This window comes from Aliagarivorans marinus DSM 23064 (genome assembly GCF_000429485.1).
GTDB lineage: Bacteria > Pseudomonadota > Gammaproteobacteria > Enterobacterales > Celerinatantimonadaceae > Aliagarivorans > Aliagarivorans marinus.
The window spans coordinates 296,561-313,154 of record NZ_KE386908.1 but is presented as its reverse complement, the minus strand read 5'-3'; the positions used below and the strand labels follow the sequence as shown (position 1 = coordinate 313,154).

The following is a 16,594-nucleotide window of genomic DNA, read 5'->3' as shown; positions in this document are numbered from 1 at the left end:
AGCGGTGAAATTTAAGCTGGATCGCAAAATGCGCTTTCTATCATTAAGGGCGACCGGAGCGCAAAAAACGCACCAGTAGCCATACCCAAATAATCCCAAAGAAAATTAAAGCGGTTGTTCCATCCCCTTGAATTTCATTAAGAAAATAGTCCCAGTCAAAGTCGCCATCATCGTTGATGGTGGAACCTAATAAGATGAAACCGAGGAAGCCACTGTAGCTGTAGAAGGCCACTTTTTTGCGTTGCTGCTTAGGGCTTGGCGCAGAAGTGAGCGCTAACCCCAAGCCGCTATAACTGAACTCAAGCTTAGACACCAGTGACAACAATCGCGCCTTAGCGCGCTGTTGTTCGGCCAACACCTGCTCGTTTTGCTCGAGCTTGTCGGCCAACGCCAGCCAGCGGTCGAGAAACTCCAACTCAGACTTGGCCAGCTCCAACTCACGCAGGGTGCGACTGACGTTGTCGCGGTTTCGCAACCAATTCATAACAAGGGTTAAGATCCCCGGTACGATCCCCACAAAGGCTCCGATTAGACCGAAGATGGCAATCATCATGTTATTGCTCATGGCGCTGCGCTCGGCAAAAGTTAAAAGACTTAAGTGGCAAAGCATATGCCGCTGACGCCAAGGCTTGCGGTAACAAGCCTCGATGAGCTGTTTTTATCGGTTTGACTGCGTAGCGAATTCGCTACAGCTAGAGCGCGTACAAGACCTTGCAGAGCGCCTAAAACCGCCAGGCAAACAGCCGACTCTGCTTCTGTCCTTGGCCCATGGCGATGACCTTGGTCTTCTTCACCTTGAGCTGCCTTGCCAGTTTTTCAAGCGCCTTAAGATTGCTCGATTTTGATACCAAAGAGGTGAACCAGCCTACTTGTTGGGCGAAGTGAGTACTTTCTTTAAGCATCTTGCTCAAAAACTGAATTTCGCCTCCCGGGCACCATAATTCGGCCTTCTGCCCACCAAAGTTCAGCTTGCTTTGCTCAGGACTGGTTTCCATTACGCTCTCCCCTTTCGCCGCTGCCAGGTTTTGCCGTTTGCGTTGGTTGGCCTGCAGTGCTTCCTCCAGCGAGGCGTGAAACGGAGGGTTGCACATGGTGGCAGCAAAGAACTGATCACGGCCGATGATGCCGGCGAAGATCTGCTCCGGGTCATTTTGCTGTTTCACCTTCACCAGCCCCTTCAGGCCGGGATTACTTTGCACAATGGTCTGGGCGCAGCTCACCGAGACCGGATCGATATCGCTGGCGACAAACTGCCAGCCATAGCTGTGTGCCCCCAAAATGGGATAGATCACACTGGCCCCAGTGCCCACATCAAGAATGCGTACTTGCTTGCCTTCGGGCGGCTTAGCGCCCCCGCCCAACAGATCCGCCAAGTGGTGGATGTAATCGGCGCGCCCCGGGATCGGCGGACACAGATAGCCCGGTGGCAATTGCCATAGTCCCACCCCGTAGTGGCTGGCCAGCAAGGCCTGATTGAGGCATAACACCGCTGCCGGGTCGGCGAAATCGATGGTGTTGTCGCCTTTGGGGTTGGCTCTTACAAAATCGCGCAGTGGCGGGTGAACCTCGATCAGGCGGGCAAAGTCGTAGCGGCCTTGATGGGGATTGCGCGGATGCAGTGAAGCCTTGGGCTTGGCTGCAGCATTGCTCTTGGGTTTCGCTGCAGGATTCGCCTTGTCTGCAGACTTGGGCTTAGCGGCTGATTTTGCCTTGTTAGCAGCCTTAGATTTGGCTGCTTGGCCACGCTGGGCCTTGTCGCCCCACACGTCGTTCGAGCGGGATTCGCTGCGCGGTTTTCCGGCGCGGCTAGCGGGTTTACGTGGGGGCTGAGGCATGGCGTTTCAGGCTCGCAGTTGAGTTAAATCGGAAAAGTTGGCGAATTTTAGTCGTCTAACCGTAAAAAAGCCACGTAAGTCACAGCGAAGACCTTCTCTCGACCCACGTTAGCTACTAGCATGGTGGGTCTTACTCACCTCAAGGATTGACGATGAAACTAGAATCTTTGGCGCTCCACCACGGCTACGAGTCGGAAGCGACCACCAAGGCGGCCGCAGTGCCGATCTACCAAACCACCTCCTACACCTTTGATGACACCCAGCACGGTGCTGATCTGTTCGACCTGAAGGTTCCCGGTAATATCTACACCCGGATCATGAACCCCACCACTGATGTGTTGGAGCAGCGCTTGGCAGCAATGGAAGGCGGTATCGCCGGGCTGGCGCTAGCGTCGGGCATGGCCGCCATCACCTATGCCATTCAGTGCATCTGCGATGTGGGCAGTAACATCGTCTCTACCTCCCAGCTTTATGGTGGTACCTACAACCTGTTTGCCCACACCTTCCCGCGTCAGGGCATCGATGTGCGCATGGTGTCGCACGACGACTTTGCTGGCTTTGAAGCGGCCATCGATGAGAACACTCGTGCGATTTTCTGTGAGTCCATCGGCAACCCCGCGGGCAATGTGGTTGATCTACAAAAGCTGGGCGAAATAGCCCAGCGCCATGGTGTGCCATTGATTGTCGATAACACCGTAGCGACCCCCTACCTGTGTCGACCCTTTGAGCATGGTGCATCGATTGTGATCCACTCGCTGACCAAGTACATCGGCGGTCATGGCACCTCGATTGGCGGCATCATCATCGACTCCGGTAAGTTTGACTGGGCCGCTAACAAGGTCCGCTTCCCAATGCTCAACGAGCCAGATCCGTCCTACCACGGCGTGGTCTACACCGAAGCGCTGGGGCCTGCGGCCTATATCGGACGCTGTCGTGTGGTGCCGCTGCGCAACACCGGCGCGGCAATCTCGCCCCACAACGCCTTCTTGATCCTGCAAGGTCTGGAAACCCTCGGCCTGCGTATGGATCGCCACTGCGAGAATGCGCAGGCACTGGCGGAATACCTGCGTGCCCATGACAAGGTAGAGTGGGTGAACTACGCCGGTCTGGATGACAGCCCCTATCAAGCCACCGCGCAGAAGATCACCGCCGGTAAAGCGTCCGGGATCTTAAGCTTTGGCATTAAAGGCGGCAGCGAAGCTGGGGGCCGCTTTATCGATGCCCTGCAGATGATCCTGCGACTGGTCAACATCGGTGATGCCAAATCACTGGCCTGCCACCCAGCCTCAACCACTCACCGCCAGCTCAACGAAGACGAGCTAAAGGCGGCGGGCGTGAGCAGCGAGCTGGTGCGTATCTCGGTGGGGATTGAGAATATCGACGACATCATTGCCGATGTCAGTCAGGCGCTTGATAAAGCCTAAACTGCTTCACCTCACTAATCCTCAAGGCGCCCAGCAGTGGCGCCTTGTGTTTTTTCGAGTACCAACCGCCTCTCTATAATGAATTTGGTAAACCAATATTGAGTATTTAGTTGCTACCGAATAGCTCGCCGCTGTTTCCTCCCAAACAAATTAAATTTAACCAACTGATAATATAGGATTTTATTGGAAACCCACCTAGACCAGCCTTACAACACCAACTGGTATATCCAGATAAATAATCGCGCAACCCCTATAAAACCACTGAAATTAGATTTATCGCCCACCAAGCACAAACCATAGAAAATAAATCACCAGTCAAACTAAAAAGCGCACCCACAAACATAGTGAGCCAGCTCACGAAATGTTAAAACCCCAACAGTTTCAGTTCACATTTACACACCAATCAGCACAAGTCATTTACCAATTGAATTAAGTTATCCACCTGTGTATTTGAAGCAACTCACCACGCCGATTCACCACGGTATAGGTGTTCGCAGTATCAGCTAGCCCAATGAGCATGTTTCGGATACTAAGCGCGAATTGCGATTCGCTTTTACCACCGTGCAAGCAAGGAAGTGATATGCCCTCTCTATCTACCAAGTCCAGCCTCGCGACTTTGGTTTCGTTAGCCCTGTGTAGTGGCGCGCAAGCGGCAACTGCACTGCAACACAGCTCGGGCCTGTGCCTGCGCACCGCCGACAACTCCAGCTCACCGATCAATGGCACCGCCGTGGTGCTCAGTGGCGACTGCAGTGGCGATGCTGCCGCCTTCTCCTGGAACCCCGGCAACAGCATCCAGCATCAACCCTCTGGACTGTGTATTCACCCAGGAGGCGCCGCCATTCCTGATAACGGCCAAGCCTTGGTTCTGTGGCAGGGCTGTGACTTTGCTGATCGCGTTCGCTTCGATGCCACCAGCGCAAACAGCCTGCAGCAAGCCTCTAGCGCCAAGTGTGTTCACCCAGAAGGTGGCTCAGCATCGCCAGCAGACGGCACCGCCTTGGTCATGTGGGAAGGCTGTAACGAACAGCGCTTGGCATTCTCGGTGGTAGATCAAGATGGCGGCAGTAGCGCCAGCACCGCGGTGGGCATCAACCTCGATACTAAACACCAAGTCGGTACCATCGACAGCTTCGAGCGTAAAAAGTACATCAATGTCCACGCCAGCCATGTGGAGAACGACTGGTTTGGCGGTAATGCACAAAGCCTGTTCGCTGAAAACGCCCGCCCTAACCTGATGGGCAGCTTCCTTGAAGACTTCAATGTGTTTATGGGCCGCGACACCGGCGGGATGAAGTACGAGCTGGAGCAACTCCCCGAAGACCCACAAAAACCCGGCTACGCCAGTGCAGCAGCGGCCAGCACTAACGGTGGCGGCGCCAAGTGGATCTACAGCAACACCGACAACGCCCAGTGGCAGGCCATCCGCCGCCATGCCGGACGCGATGACGAGCTGATTGTCGGCGCCCAGCAGCGCCCCTATTGGCCCAACGGTACTCAGGTCGGCAACCAAGGCTGGTCGTTTTCACAAACCGATAACGCCGCCGAGCCACTGGGCACCGCCACCGCCGACTACCTGTCGCAGTTTGTTGAGAAGTACTTTCAGGCAGGCCCCAGTGATATCGGCCAACCGAAACCGAAATACCTGGAGATCATGAACGAGCCACTGTTCGAGTTGGTTGAATATCCCCATCCCGGCGAGAATGTGCCAACCATCCAACAGATCTTCGAATTCCACCGCGATGCCGCCCGAGAGATCCGTAAGAACAGCGCCAACGACGATGTGTTGATCGGTGGCTACACCGTGGCCTTCCCCGACTACGAGAAGGGCGATACCCCATTTGACCAGTGGAAGGAGCGCGATCAGCTATTCCTCGACATCGCTGGCGACGATATGGACTTTGTCTCGATACACCTCTACGACTTCCCGCATATCCCCTACCCCGACGGCACCCGTCGGATGCAAAACCGCAAGGGCAGCAATATGGAAGCGACCCTGGATATGCTCGAGCAATACATGGCCTACAAGTGGGGCTACATCAAGCCTATCGTCGTTTCCGAGTATGGCTCGCAGCTACAAGGTGCCTTTAATGAGCCGTGGTCGCCACAACGCGACTGGTTGGTGTTGAACTCGATGAACGCCATGACCATGAGCTTGATGGAACGCCCGGATCGGATCGCCAAAGCGATTCCGTTTGTGCCAATTAAGGCCGAGTGGGGACGCAACACCGATGGTGGACGCCATTCTTACGAGTGGCGCCTGATGCGTCAGAAATTAGAAGAGCAAGACCATCACTACGACAGCGACGATGATTACTTCGATAGCATCCAAGCTAACGCCGCGCCGAGTGAATGGGTCTACACCGAGCTAGTGCGCTTCTACCAGCTTTGGTCAGAAGTCGCTGGCACCCGGGTCGATAGCTACTCCACCAACCCTGATGTTCAGGTGGACGCCTATGTCGACGGCAATGATGTCTACCTTATCCTGACCAGCCTGGTGTTGGGCTCTCAAGAAGTCGACTTAAGTGTCTTTGGTAACAACGGCGCCAGCGTGTCCGAGGTGAACATTCGCCACCTTTACCCAGATGGACAGGGTCGCCCCAAGTATGATGCCTACCAACTGAGCAGCCTGCCAAGCTCTGTCACCTTGGGCGCGGAAGCGTCGATGATCGTGAAGATCAGCTACGACAACGTGATTAGCATCGACCACATTAGCCAAGAGACCAAGCACTACGCCGCGGCATTAGTCACCAATATCTCGGCCAATGTGACCCAAAGCTACAGCATCAACAATGTCGACAAGGGCAGCTACGGTGAAGCGGTGCTGCGGCTAGGCGTGGGCCGTGACCACTATGTGCCGAACAGCAGCCCCGCGGTACGCAGCTCGCTGCAGCCTGAGGTGCTAATCAACGGCGTGCGCCTGAACGTGCCAGACAACTACCGCGGCTACGATCAATACCATGGCGGCTTGGGTCGAGACCGTTTCTTTGGCGTGCTGGAGATCCCGGTCCCCTACAGCGCCTTGAATACCAACAACACGATTCAGATTACCTTCCCCGATAATGGCGGAGCGGTGAGCTCAGTCACCCTGCAACACTTCAAGCACAGCAAGCAGCTATCACGCTAAGCGCTGTGCCCCCGCTAGCCGCAGTTACCGCTAGCGGGTTCGCTGAACAGCGAAGCTCCCCACCAGCTTCGCTAACAAGAGCAGGCCGTGGACAAGCAGCAACAAGCACTCGCCAAGGTTCTGAATATCCAAGTAATCCGTGCGCCAGAGCGCCGTTCTGGCTCACGCCTAACGTAAATCGTATCCCTACTCACACTCATCAACGGAGTAATTGGTTAAACTGGACGCCTCCCCTTGCAGAGGAACTGCCGATGACCGTTGCCCAACTCACCGACTTTTTTGGCTGGTGCAGCCTGATTAACATCATCCTGCTATCGCTGGCGGCGCTGGGCCTGCTGCTCGCCAAACAGCGGGTTATCGATATCCACCAGCGCTGGTTTCACCTCGATAAAGAGCAGTTGGACGCGCGCTACTTTGACTATCTGGCCAAGTACAAGCTGGCCATCGTGATGTTTAATCTGGTGCCCTATTTGGCGCTGCAAATCATGGCGTAGTCGCTTAAATCATCCGCCCGACCAAGATCCCAAGCCCCCTAGCTCCACGGTTTAGCACTCCCCGATGCAGCTCACAGCCCTCGTCCACCCATGACGCGCTTGATGAAAGTTTCACCAGCAAGCGAGCTATCTTTCAGCCGAAAATGACCTCGTGATCACATCCGCTGAAAAACATACCAGAGAAAACACTTTTCATTATTTAATCGCCCCGGCCTTGGCCGTTACATTTGCCGGCGGTCGCCGTTCACTAGCAATTTATCTGGCAGGAAGCATGATACTCAAACGCATATTTCAACAACTCTCCCTAAGTAAGCAGTTACTGTTACCTTCATTAATAACGCTGGTGCTCACCCTCTCCGGCCTGGGCTATGTCAGCTATCACCTGCAGCGCACCTTTAGCGACGTATCCAATGTGACCCAGTTAACCCTGCAGCAAATGGAACTGTTACGAGAACTCAGTGACAAAGTCACCGAGCTTAAAGTCGCCAGCATGTCTGCCCAAAGTGATGCCCAGCAGCTCGCACAACTGGATGCCCTGCTGACCACTAAGCAAGGCGAGCTGGGCGAGTTGCAACAGCGGCTACTCGCGGCTGGCATTGAGCTGCAAGCGCTGGCCAGCGTACTGGAGCCGAGCGAGCAATTTGTCGAGCATGTGCGTAATCGCCTGCTTCCAGCTTGGCAGCAGCGTATGTCAGGGATCGCCATGAACTTTGGCGCAGAGCAGGCCTATCGCGACAATATGCAGCGCTTCCATTTCAGCGCCGGGACCATGGTGCTGGCCATCTCCGAGCTCAACCAGCAGCTTGATCAACTCGCGCGCGCCGCGCTGGACGATAACAACCAACGCTACATGCAGCTACTCAGCGTCAGCACCATTGGCTTGGTTATCCTACTGAGCGCCTCGCTACTGTTCGCGCTGGCCATCGCCCGCTCAACCCTGCGCCCGATCACCGCGATTCAAGCTTGCATGCGCAAGGTTGCCGACGGCCAACTGCAGGCCCGAGTGGACAACTTCGGCGACAACGAAATTGGCGCGCTAGCCAAGGACATCAACCACACGGTGGGACAGCTTTCGACCATGATCACCCACCTGCGCCAGATCAGCGATAGCACCGCCTCATCAGCCACTGAGCTGGCGGTGGTGATGCAACAGGCCTCCGAAGGGGCCGAACATCAACAGCAGCAGATTGAGCAGGTGGTAGCGGCGGTAGAACAGTTCTCCTGCAGCTCTCAGCAGGTCAAGCAAAGCGCCCTCAGCGCTCAGGATGAAGCGCTCAACGCCAACACCCTGACCCGCGAGAGCATCGAGATCTTTAAGCAGAACCACCAAGCGGGCCTAAGTCTGGAGCAGCAGCTGCAGCAGGCCGCTGAGCGGGTCAACGCGGTGGATATGGAGTCGCAAAACATCGGTCGCATCCTCGAGGTGATCCAGCAAATTGCCGAGCAAACCAACCTGCTGGCGCTGAATGCGGCCATTGAGGCGGCCCGTGCTGGTGAAAGTGGCCGCGGCTTTGCGGTGGTGGCCGACGAGGTGCGTCAACTTGCAGCGCGCACCCAAGAGTCGACCCAAGAGACCCATGGGATTATCGAGCAGCTACAACAGCAATCGAAAGGCGCCAACCAGAGTGTACAAAGCAGTTTGGAGTTGGTGGCCAACAGCCGCAGCTTAAGCGAGCAGGTGGATCAGGCGCTGGGAGGAATCACCCAAGCCATCAGCTCCTTGGCCGATATCAACACCCAGGTGTCTGCCGCCTCCGAGCAGCAAAGCCAGGTGAGTGAAGAGATCAACCTGAACATCAATGCCATCGATGCCATCGTCCGGGAAAGCGTCACTGGGATCAGCCAAAGCGCCAGTGCCAGCAGCGAGCTGTCACGTCTGGCCGAGGACCAAAAACAGCAGCTGCAGCAGTTCCAGCTACACTAGCTCACCGAAGGACGGACCGGCGTGTAGGCCGGTCCTGCCTCAGTCTGAGCGGGCCCAGCTAACAGCTGAGCGATCCACTCGGCACTCTCCGGCTTATAAAACCAAAAACCTTGGTAGGCATCACAGCCGCGCGATGCCAGAAACGTTAGTTGCTGCTGGTTCTCGACCCCTTCGGCCACCGTGGTCAGCTCCAGGTTCTTCGCCAAGGAGATGATGGTGGCGCAGATCTGGCCATCTTCATGGGTGTTGGCGCACTCATCGACAAAGGAGCGGTCAATCTTGAGCACATCGATGGGCAAGCGTTTCAGGTAGTTAAGCGACGAATAACCGGTGCCGAAGTCATCGATGGAGATCTTCAGCTTAAATGCCTTGAGCTCGGTCATCACCTCGATGCAGCGCTCGATATCGGTTAACAGCACCCCTTCGGTCAGCTCGATCTCAAGTAGCTCTCCGGGTAGTTGATAATGAGCTAGCCGCTGTCGAATAAACGGCACCAAGCCCACCGAACGCAAATGCTTGCCGCTGATGTTGACCGACACTGGCACCAGCTGATGCCCTTCACTGCGCCATTGGTCGAGCTGCTTAAGGGTGCGCTCCACCACCCACTCGCCCAGCCCAATAATCAAATCAGACTCTTCCGCCAGCGGGATAAACACCACTGGCGATATCATTCCTTCAGTGGGGTGTTGCCAACGCAGCAGCGCCTCCAACCCGACCAGCCGCCCCTGTTGGGTCACTTTGGGCTGATATACCAGATTGAGCTGCTGCTCTTCTTCCAGCCCTTTGCGTAGGGCCTGCTCATAGTCGAACTCGCGGGCGGCTTGGGTGGCCATCTCCGGCTGGAACAGTTGATAGTTATCACGGCCAAGCTGCTTGGCCTGATACATGGCAATGTCGGCATATTGCACCAGCTGCTCGGCGCTGCTGTAGGCGCTGTCGCAGAACACCACGCCGATACTGCTCGGTACATTGAGCTGACGGCCTTCAATCTCCAGTGGCAGGCGCAGCGCTTGCAGCACCTCCTCCGCCTTAAAGCGGGCTTGCTCAGCGTCGGTCACGTGCTTGAGCAAGATAATAAACTCATCGCCGCCCCAGCGCGCCACGATGTCGCTGTTACGGCACACCGTGCTAAGGCGCTTGCTGACTTCCACCAGCAGGTGGTCTCCGGCCTTATGACCGAGGGTATCGTTAATTTTTTTGAAGTGGTCGAGGTCGAGAAACAGCAAGGCCGCATCAAGATCTCTCCCACCAGCCAGATGCAGCATCTTGTTCAGCTGCTGAATCAAGTAGGTGCGATTAGCCAGGCCGGTTAGGGCATCGCTATAAGCCAGGTTTTTCAGGCGCGATTGCATCTTTTGTTGGCGGGTCACATCGCGAATGTGCAGGGTAAATTCGTCACGCACCGAGGCCCCTAAGCCTGCGCCAGTAATGGTAATCTCGGCTGGGAAACGGTCGCCACTGCTGCGACTAAGCAGCATGTTGTTACGGCGATTGCGCAGCAGCCCTTGGGAGGTGGAAAAGCCGTGGGACAGGCTTTCGCTGATCTCCGCGCGCTTATCTTCCTCGATAAACAGTTCGATAAAGCTCTTGCCGGTGACCTGTCGCTTCAAGTAGCCGAAGCAGCGCTCTGAGGCGGGGTTGAACTCTAAGATCCGCCCCTGCAAGTCAATGCTGACAATGCAGTCCATCGACGAGTCGAGGATGGCACTTTTGCGCCGCTCACTGGAACGAAAGCTGGTGATGGCATGGTCGCGCTTGTTGATCTCGGCATTCACCCGGGCAATCACTTGGTTGTAACGCTTGGCGATCTGCCCCACCTCGGTAAACGGCTCAACCGGCACCGGCTCGGAGAAGGTGCCCTCGCGCTGCTGTTGCTGCATCGAGTCCAGTAAATCAATCAGTTCGGTGCTGGCGCGGTGCTCAGAGACGTTCATCCCGCTGATCTCATCGGCCCGGCTCACCCGCAGTGGCAGCCAGATATCGATGAGGCGCAGCAGCAGATAACTCAGGCCGAAGGCATACAGGCCGATGCAGGCGATCCCCTGAAGCTGCACCCCTAACTGCTGGGCGCGACTTAGGCCGGTGCCCAACACCTCGAGATCGGCAAACAGCGCCAACGCCAAAGTGCCCCAAATGCCGGCAAACAAGTGCGCGGGCACCACCGCCAAGGCATCATCGATGCGGCAACGAGCCAGCCACCAGGTTCCCCAGTACACCACCAGACCAGCAACCATACCGATAAACGCCGCCGCCGCGCCGGAGACCACATGGCAGCAAGCGGTAATGGCCACCAGCCCGGCAATCACCCCGTTAAGGATGTAGCTGACATCGATAAAACCTTTGCGTAGGAAGTGACAGGCACTGCAGACGATGCCACTCCAGGCCGCCGCTAAGCAGGTGTTAAGCAAGATCTTCGGCACCGCATCGGTAAACGCGAGGGTGGAGCCACCATTAAAGCCAAACCATCCCAGCCATAGCAGCAGAGTGCCCAGCACCGACAGAGGCAGGTTACTGCCCATCGGCATGGCATGTTCGCTATCGAAACGGCCGATCCGCGGGCCGATAATCAAGATGGCCGCCAAGGCTACCCATCCGCCCACCGAGTGAACCACCGTGGAGCCGGCAAAATCCACAAAGCCTTGCCGCTCTAGCCAACCTTGGGCCTCACCGCTATACAAGCCCGCCCAAGCCCAGTGGCCACTGACTGGGTAGATCACCGCACTAAGTACCACCGCCGCCAGCAAGTAGCCGTGATAGCTCATCCGTTCGGCCACCGCCCCCGACATCAAGGTCGCGGCGGTGCCACAAAACATCACTTGAAACAGGAAGAAGCTGATTTGCTCAGGAGAGTTATGCTCACCAAACAGGAACTCGCTGCTGCCCAGCCAGCCGTGAAGGCTGTCGCCAAACATCAGGCCAAAGCCAAACAGCCAGAACAGCGCCGAGGCGATAATAAAATCGGAGATGTTCTTGGCGGCCACGTTAATACTGTTTTTACTGCGGATCTTGCCACTTTCCAGACACAGAAAGCCCGCTTGCATCAGAAACACCAGTGCCGCTGTGCCCAATAGCCAGGCCGAATCCATATCGTTTCCTCATCCCTGATTGCACCAAATTGGATAGACGCCGGCAAACGCCGAGCGAAGCTGCGCCAATATGGTGCATAAATGTAACATTTGTCTGTTTAGTGAAACAGTTGCTCATACCAGTGCAACTACCACGCCATACCGCCTAAGCACCTTCACCGATAAATCGCCCAATAAGCACGCTAAACGCATGTTTTATAGGCAAACAAACAGTGATAAACCCGCCAAGTTGCAGGCCCAAGCGCTTGAGCCAGACCCGCTATGATTTATAATCTCAGCGTCCCCTAAGTGCCTCCCGGAGTTTATTGTGAGTAAGGCCAAAATCGCGCTAGCCAGTCTGTCCGGTATCCTCGCCCTGATTATCATCGTGCCACTGCTGATCCTACTGATTGGTATCCGGGTCGACCTCAGCGGGCAACGCAATACCATTGCCGATATCCTTGGCCAGCAGTTGCAACGCGAGCTCACCATTGAGGGAGCCATTGAGCTTGAGGTATCACTCAAACCAGCACTGCGTATTGAGCAGGTTTACCTCCATAATCACAACCTTGAGTCCTCTAGCAACGAAAACATCGCCCTCGAAAATAACAGCGACTGGCAGCAACCCTATCTGGCAGAGCTGGCCCTGCTAAGCGCCCAACTCGAGCTGCTGCCGATCCTCAAACAGCAGATCAACTTGACCCAATTGGCCGTCAATGGCTTTAAGCTCAACCTCGAGCAGCGGGCCCTTAATGACAATAACTGGCAGCTTGCCAGCAGCGATGCAGACCAACAGCCAAGCGACAACTCGCCGGTCGAAGCACAGAGCGATAGCGCCGCACCGCCGGCGGAGTCCGAGCCGGAAGAGGCCTTAATCGAACAGCAGATATTCTGGCGCGGCACCGCCTACCAAGTGCGCATCGAAGAGAGCCTGCAGGTGCGGGATATGGCCATCAGCTACTACGACCATCTGGCTGATGCACAGGTGGACTGGCAGCTTGAGCAGCTGCACGCCACCATGCCCGATGAAGACAACCTCGAGCTAAGCGCCTCCGGCAGTATGCTGGGCGAGCGCTACCGTTTTGATTCGCGCTGGCAGCTTAACTCTTTACTGCAAGGCGCCTTAGGCGAGCTGACACTGAGCGCCCAGATCGGCGATATCGCGATCTCGCTCACTGGTTTGGTGGACCCCAGCGCCCAACAGCGCTCTAAACTGGAGCTGCAACTGCAGGCTGAGCAATCCGCCAGTCTGGCACGTCTGCTCGGAGACAACGCCGCCCTGATCAGCCCCTTAGCGATAGAGGCGACCCTCTCCGCCCTGCCTCGCTCCTTGCACATCGAGGACCTGTCGCTGCAAAGCGCTGGCTCAACATTAAATGGCCAACTACAGCTCGACACCCTGAATAAGTTGGTGATTGGCGGCGAGCTTAATATCGATCAGTTCGATCTCAGCCCGTGGCTCGAAGACAGTTTGGAGCAAGCGGACAACAGCACAGTGGATGATGAGCAAGTCGCCAGACAGGACTCAGCTAGCCCACAGGCAACTGCAGCAAGTGAGTCCTTAAGCGAACAGCAGCACTCCAGCGAAGAGGAGCGGCCACCACTTGGACAGATCGCCAATTACTGGCTGAGTCAGGCCGATATCGACCTACAGCTCACACTTGGACAGGTACTTGGCCTGGAGCAGGAGATCAGCGCCATTGAGCTGGCCTTGAATCTGGAGGAGGCCAACCTGAAAACCCCGATGCGCGCCACCATCGACGACCTGCTGTTTCGCGGTAACCTCACCGGCCGGGTCGAGCAAGATGCGCTGCAGCTACGCGCCGGTTTAGCAACCCGCGATGCCCCCTTAGATAAGATGATCAACCGCTTCCCGTTTTTAGAAGGCGCTAGCGGAGAGATTGGTAGCGGCTTTTTGGCCATCAGCAGCGATGGCGCCGATGTCATCGAATTGCTGCGCAACGCGCGGCTGCGTTTTCGTATGCAAGAGAGTCACCTACGCCTGCCCAGCGGTAGCCCCTTGGGGATCGAGCAGGCCGAGCTAAGCGGTGGCACCACCGAAGAGATGCAGCTCAGCCTCAGTGGCCAGCTATTCGAAGTACCGGTGACCATGCAGGCCACAGCGACCGCCCCCAACCGCTTGTACCGGGGCGAAGACTGGCAACTTCACTACCAGATCGATTCACAGCCGCTACAAGTGCAGCTTGCCGCATCGCTGCCCGAGGGCAACTGGCAGGAAGGCGCGGAAATGCAGCTCTCGGTACAAGCCGATGAGCTTGGTGCCCTCGCCCCCTGGCTAGGGGTGCGTGACGACGCCACCGGTAGCTTCGCCCTGAGAAGCGAGTTCTCCCTGAGTGCCAACCACCTGAACGCCGATATCCCCGAGCTGACGCTGGCCGATAGCCAAGGGGAGCTGAGCTTCCGCGCCCGTCGCTTCCCTAAAGACGGCCAAGCCAACCTGCAGCTGCAGGGCCAGTTCAAGCGCATCGACTTGGCACAGATGCTCGGACTATGGCCAGAAGCGGTCGCGTTGGAAGAACCGCAAGAGCTGGAGCCAATGCCTGAAGCCGCTGACAACAGCGAAGCAACAAGCAACGACCAGCCAACAGGCAACGACAGCACCAATAGTGACAGTGCCAGCAGTGACCAGCGCAGAGCACGCCGCGGCGAGCAGCCGCTCACAGACGAGCAACGTAAAGCCCGCCAAGCACAGCGCCGTCAAGCGCGGCAACAGGCGCAAGCTGCCCGCCAGCAGCAGCTCAGCATCCCAATCCTGCCGCAGAGCTTTAGCCTGAGCGATGCCGACCTGTCGCTACAGGTAGAGCAACTGCAGCTCGGCGAGCGAGAACTGCAGGCCATCTCGATTCAGGGTGAAACCCGCGACGGCTGGCTGAAGCGAGCGCCGTTCAGTGCCCGCTTCCAGCAGCTATTGGTGGGTGGCGACCTAAGCCTCGACCTACGCGATGCGCCCTACAGCATGGAGTTTCAAGTGGGTAGCCGCGATGTCGACCTCGGCTGGTTGCTGCGTGAGCTGGAGCTTGCCGATAACATTCAAGCGCAGGTGGAAAGCAGCCAACTGAGCCTTAAACTGCATGGCAACAGCGTCGCCGAGCTGCTCGATAATGCCGAACTCGAGGTCGGCCTGAACGAAGGCTACTGGCAGGTGGTCGACCCCAACACCCAAGCCGAGGGTGAGATCGCCATCCGCCACGCCAAGATCAGCGCCGCGCCGGAGCAGCCCCTGAGCTTTGACCTGCAAGGGCAGCTACTCGATTACCCGCTACAACTTAACTTAAGCTCCTTACCGCTCCAGCAGTTCCGCCAACTGCGCCGCAATATCCCGCTTACCCTACAGGCCCAGCTCGGCGAGGTAGCACTGAGCGCCGAAGCGCGGGTACAGCGCCCCTTTGACTTAAGTCGCAACCGCCTACAGCTGAGCCTATCCAGCCCTTCGCTGAAAGCGCTGGATGGCCTGCACGGCTTTGACCTGCCGCCCTACGGCCCACTGGCCCTAACCGCCGACTTTGCGATGAACCGACGCGGCTATCAGCTACGCGATATGCAGCTAAGCGTGGGAGAGAGTCGCATGCAGGGCCAGGCCCATATCTACACCAATCGCGACAAGCCAGAGCTATCGCTGACCCTGCAAGCACCGCATATTCAGCTAGACGATTTCCGCCTGCACGGTTGGCAGGGCTGGAGTGCTCCAGAGCAAGAGACAGAGCAAGAGGCAGATCAGAACGGCGAGCAAGATAAACAAGATGCAGTGCAGCCGCAGCAAGCCTCATCCCTCAGCAGTGAGTCACACTCACAGGCCGCCCCCCTGCTCAGTTTAGAAGCGCTGGCGCGGTTAAATGCAGTGTTCCAACTGGATGTAGACCGGGTGCAGTCCGGTGAAGACTGGCTAGGCGCCGGCCAGATGCACTGGCAACTGCAAGATAGCCAACTCACGCTAGCGCCGCTAAACCTGCAACTGCCGGGTGGTGAGGTGGATATCGCCGCCAGCCTGCGCCCCAGCGAGCTTGGCTTTGCCACCACCTTAAAGGCGGATATCGAGAACTTCGATTACGGGCTGCTGGCACGGCGCATCAAGCCCGACAGCGAGATGCATGGCCGCTTCAACCTCCATGCCGATCTGCACGGTGAGACCGATGCGCCGGAGCATCTGTTGGAGAATGCCAATGGCACATTGGGCTTTGGCGTGTGGCCACAACAGTTTGAAGCGGGGATCCTCGACTTGTGGGCAGTCAGCCTGGCCAGTGCGGTAATGCCAGAGCTCGATTCCGGCGAGCGCTCGGTGCTCAACTGTGTGGTAGGCGTGTTTAATGGCGAGCAAGGGGTACTCGATCAAAACATCCTGCTGGCGGATACCTCGCGAATGCGGGTAGTCGGTCAAACCGAGGTGGACTTTGGCGAGCAGACGCTCAGCCTGGTGCTGCGCCCTCAGGCCAAGCGCGCACAGATCTTTAGCCTGGAAACCCCGGTGCAGGTAAAAGGTAGCTTCGATGATTTCAAGATTGGCGTAGCCAGTGGCGGCCTAATCGGCACCACCATCCGCTTTGTCACCAGCCCGGTGGTTGCGCCGCTACGCTGGATCTTCGAAGTACCGCTGGATGCCAACGGCAGCGAGCTTTGCCAGCAAGTCTGGGATCGCGGCATAGTGCATTAGCCCGGGGGCGCACCTGATTAACCCATGGGCACTGTAAAATTATCGATACAGAGCCA

The 16,594-nt window shown here is 57.0% G+C and carries 8 protein-coding genes; 5 read left to right on the top strand and 3 right to left on the bottom strand.

Features of this window, described 5'->3' with window-relative positions; genetic code table 11:
• Positions 1–43 precede the first annotated feature (43 nt).
• Positions 44–565, bottom strand: coding sequence for a hypothetical protein (locus tag G461_RS25705; protein WP_157360366.1), 522 nt, complete (start codon positions 563–565; stop codon positions 44–46).
• A gap of 157 nt (positions 566–722) precedes the next feature.
• On the bottom strand, positions 723–1,835 hold the full coding sequence (rlmF, locus tag G461_RS24870; RefSeq protein ID WP_084429386.1) for a 23S rRNA (adenine(1618)-N(6))-methyltransferase RlmF: 1,113 nt from the start codon (positions 1,833–1,835) through the stop codon (positions 723–725).
• A 152-nt stretch (positions 1,836–1,987) separates the two neighbouring features.
• Between rlmF and G461_RS0118970 the strand changes: the two genes are divergently transcribed.
• The 4 genes from G461_RS0118970 (at position 1,988) to G461_RS0118955 (ending at position 8,804) form a co-directional block, all read left to right on the top strand.
• Entirely contained in the window at positions 1,988–3,259 is a 1,272-nt protein-coding gene (locus G461_RS0118970; RefSeq protein WP_026973022.1) for an O-acetylhomoserine aminocarboxypropyltransferase/cysteine synthase family protein, read from the top strand.
• A gap of 580 nt (positions 3,260–3,839) precedes the next feature.
• A complete protein-coding gene (locus G461_RS0118965) occupies positions 3,840–6,386 on the top strand; it encodes an agarase (protein WP_026973021.1) in 2,547 nt (848 codons plus the stop codon).
• A gap of 251 nt (positions 6,387–6,637) precedes the next feature.
• A complete protein-coding gene (locus G461_RS0118960) occupies positions 6,638–6,880 on the top strand; it encodes a DUF6868 family protein (RefSeq protein ID WP_026973020.1) in 243 nt (80 codons plus the stop codon).
• Between the two features lie 271 nt (positions 6,881–7,151).
• Positions 7,152–8,804, top strand: coding sequence for a methyl-accepting chemotaxis protein (locus tag G461_RS0118955; RefSeq protein WP_035480714.1), 1,653 nt, complete (start codon positions 7,152–7,154; stop codon positions 8,802–8,804).
• Here the strand turns inward: G461_RS0118955 and amt are convergent.
• Entirely contained in the window at positions 8,801–11,890 is a 3,090-nt protein-coding gene (amt, locus tag G461_RS24865) for an ammonium transporter (RefSeq protein ID WP_051333696.1), read from the bottom strand. The two genes, G461_RS0118955 and amt, sit on opposite strands and share 4 nt — an antisense overlap.
• A 307-nt stretch (positions 11,891–12,197) precedes the next feature.
• Between amt and G461_RS0118945 the strand changes: the two genes are divergently transcribed.
• Positions 12,198–16,538, top strand: coding sequence for an AsmA family protein (locus tag G461_RS0118945; protein ID WP_026973018.1), 4,341 nt, complete (start codon positions 12,198–12,200; stop codon positions 16,536–16,538).
• Positions 16,539–16,594 lie beyond the last annotated feature (56 nt).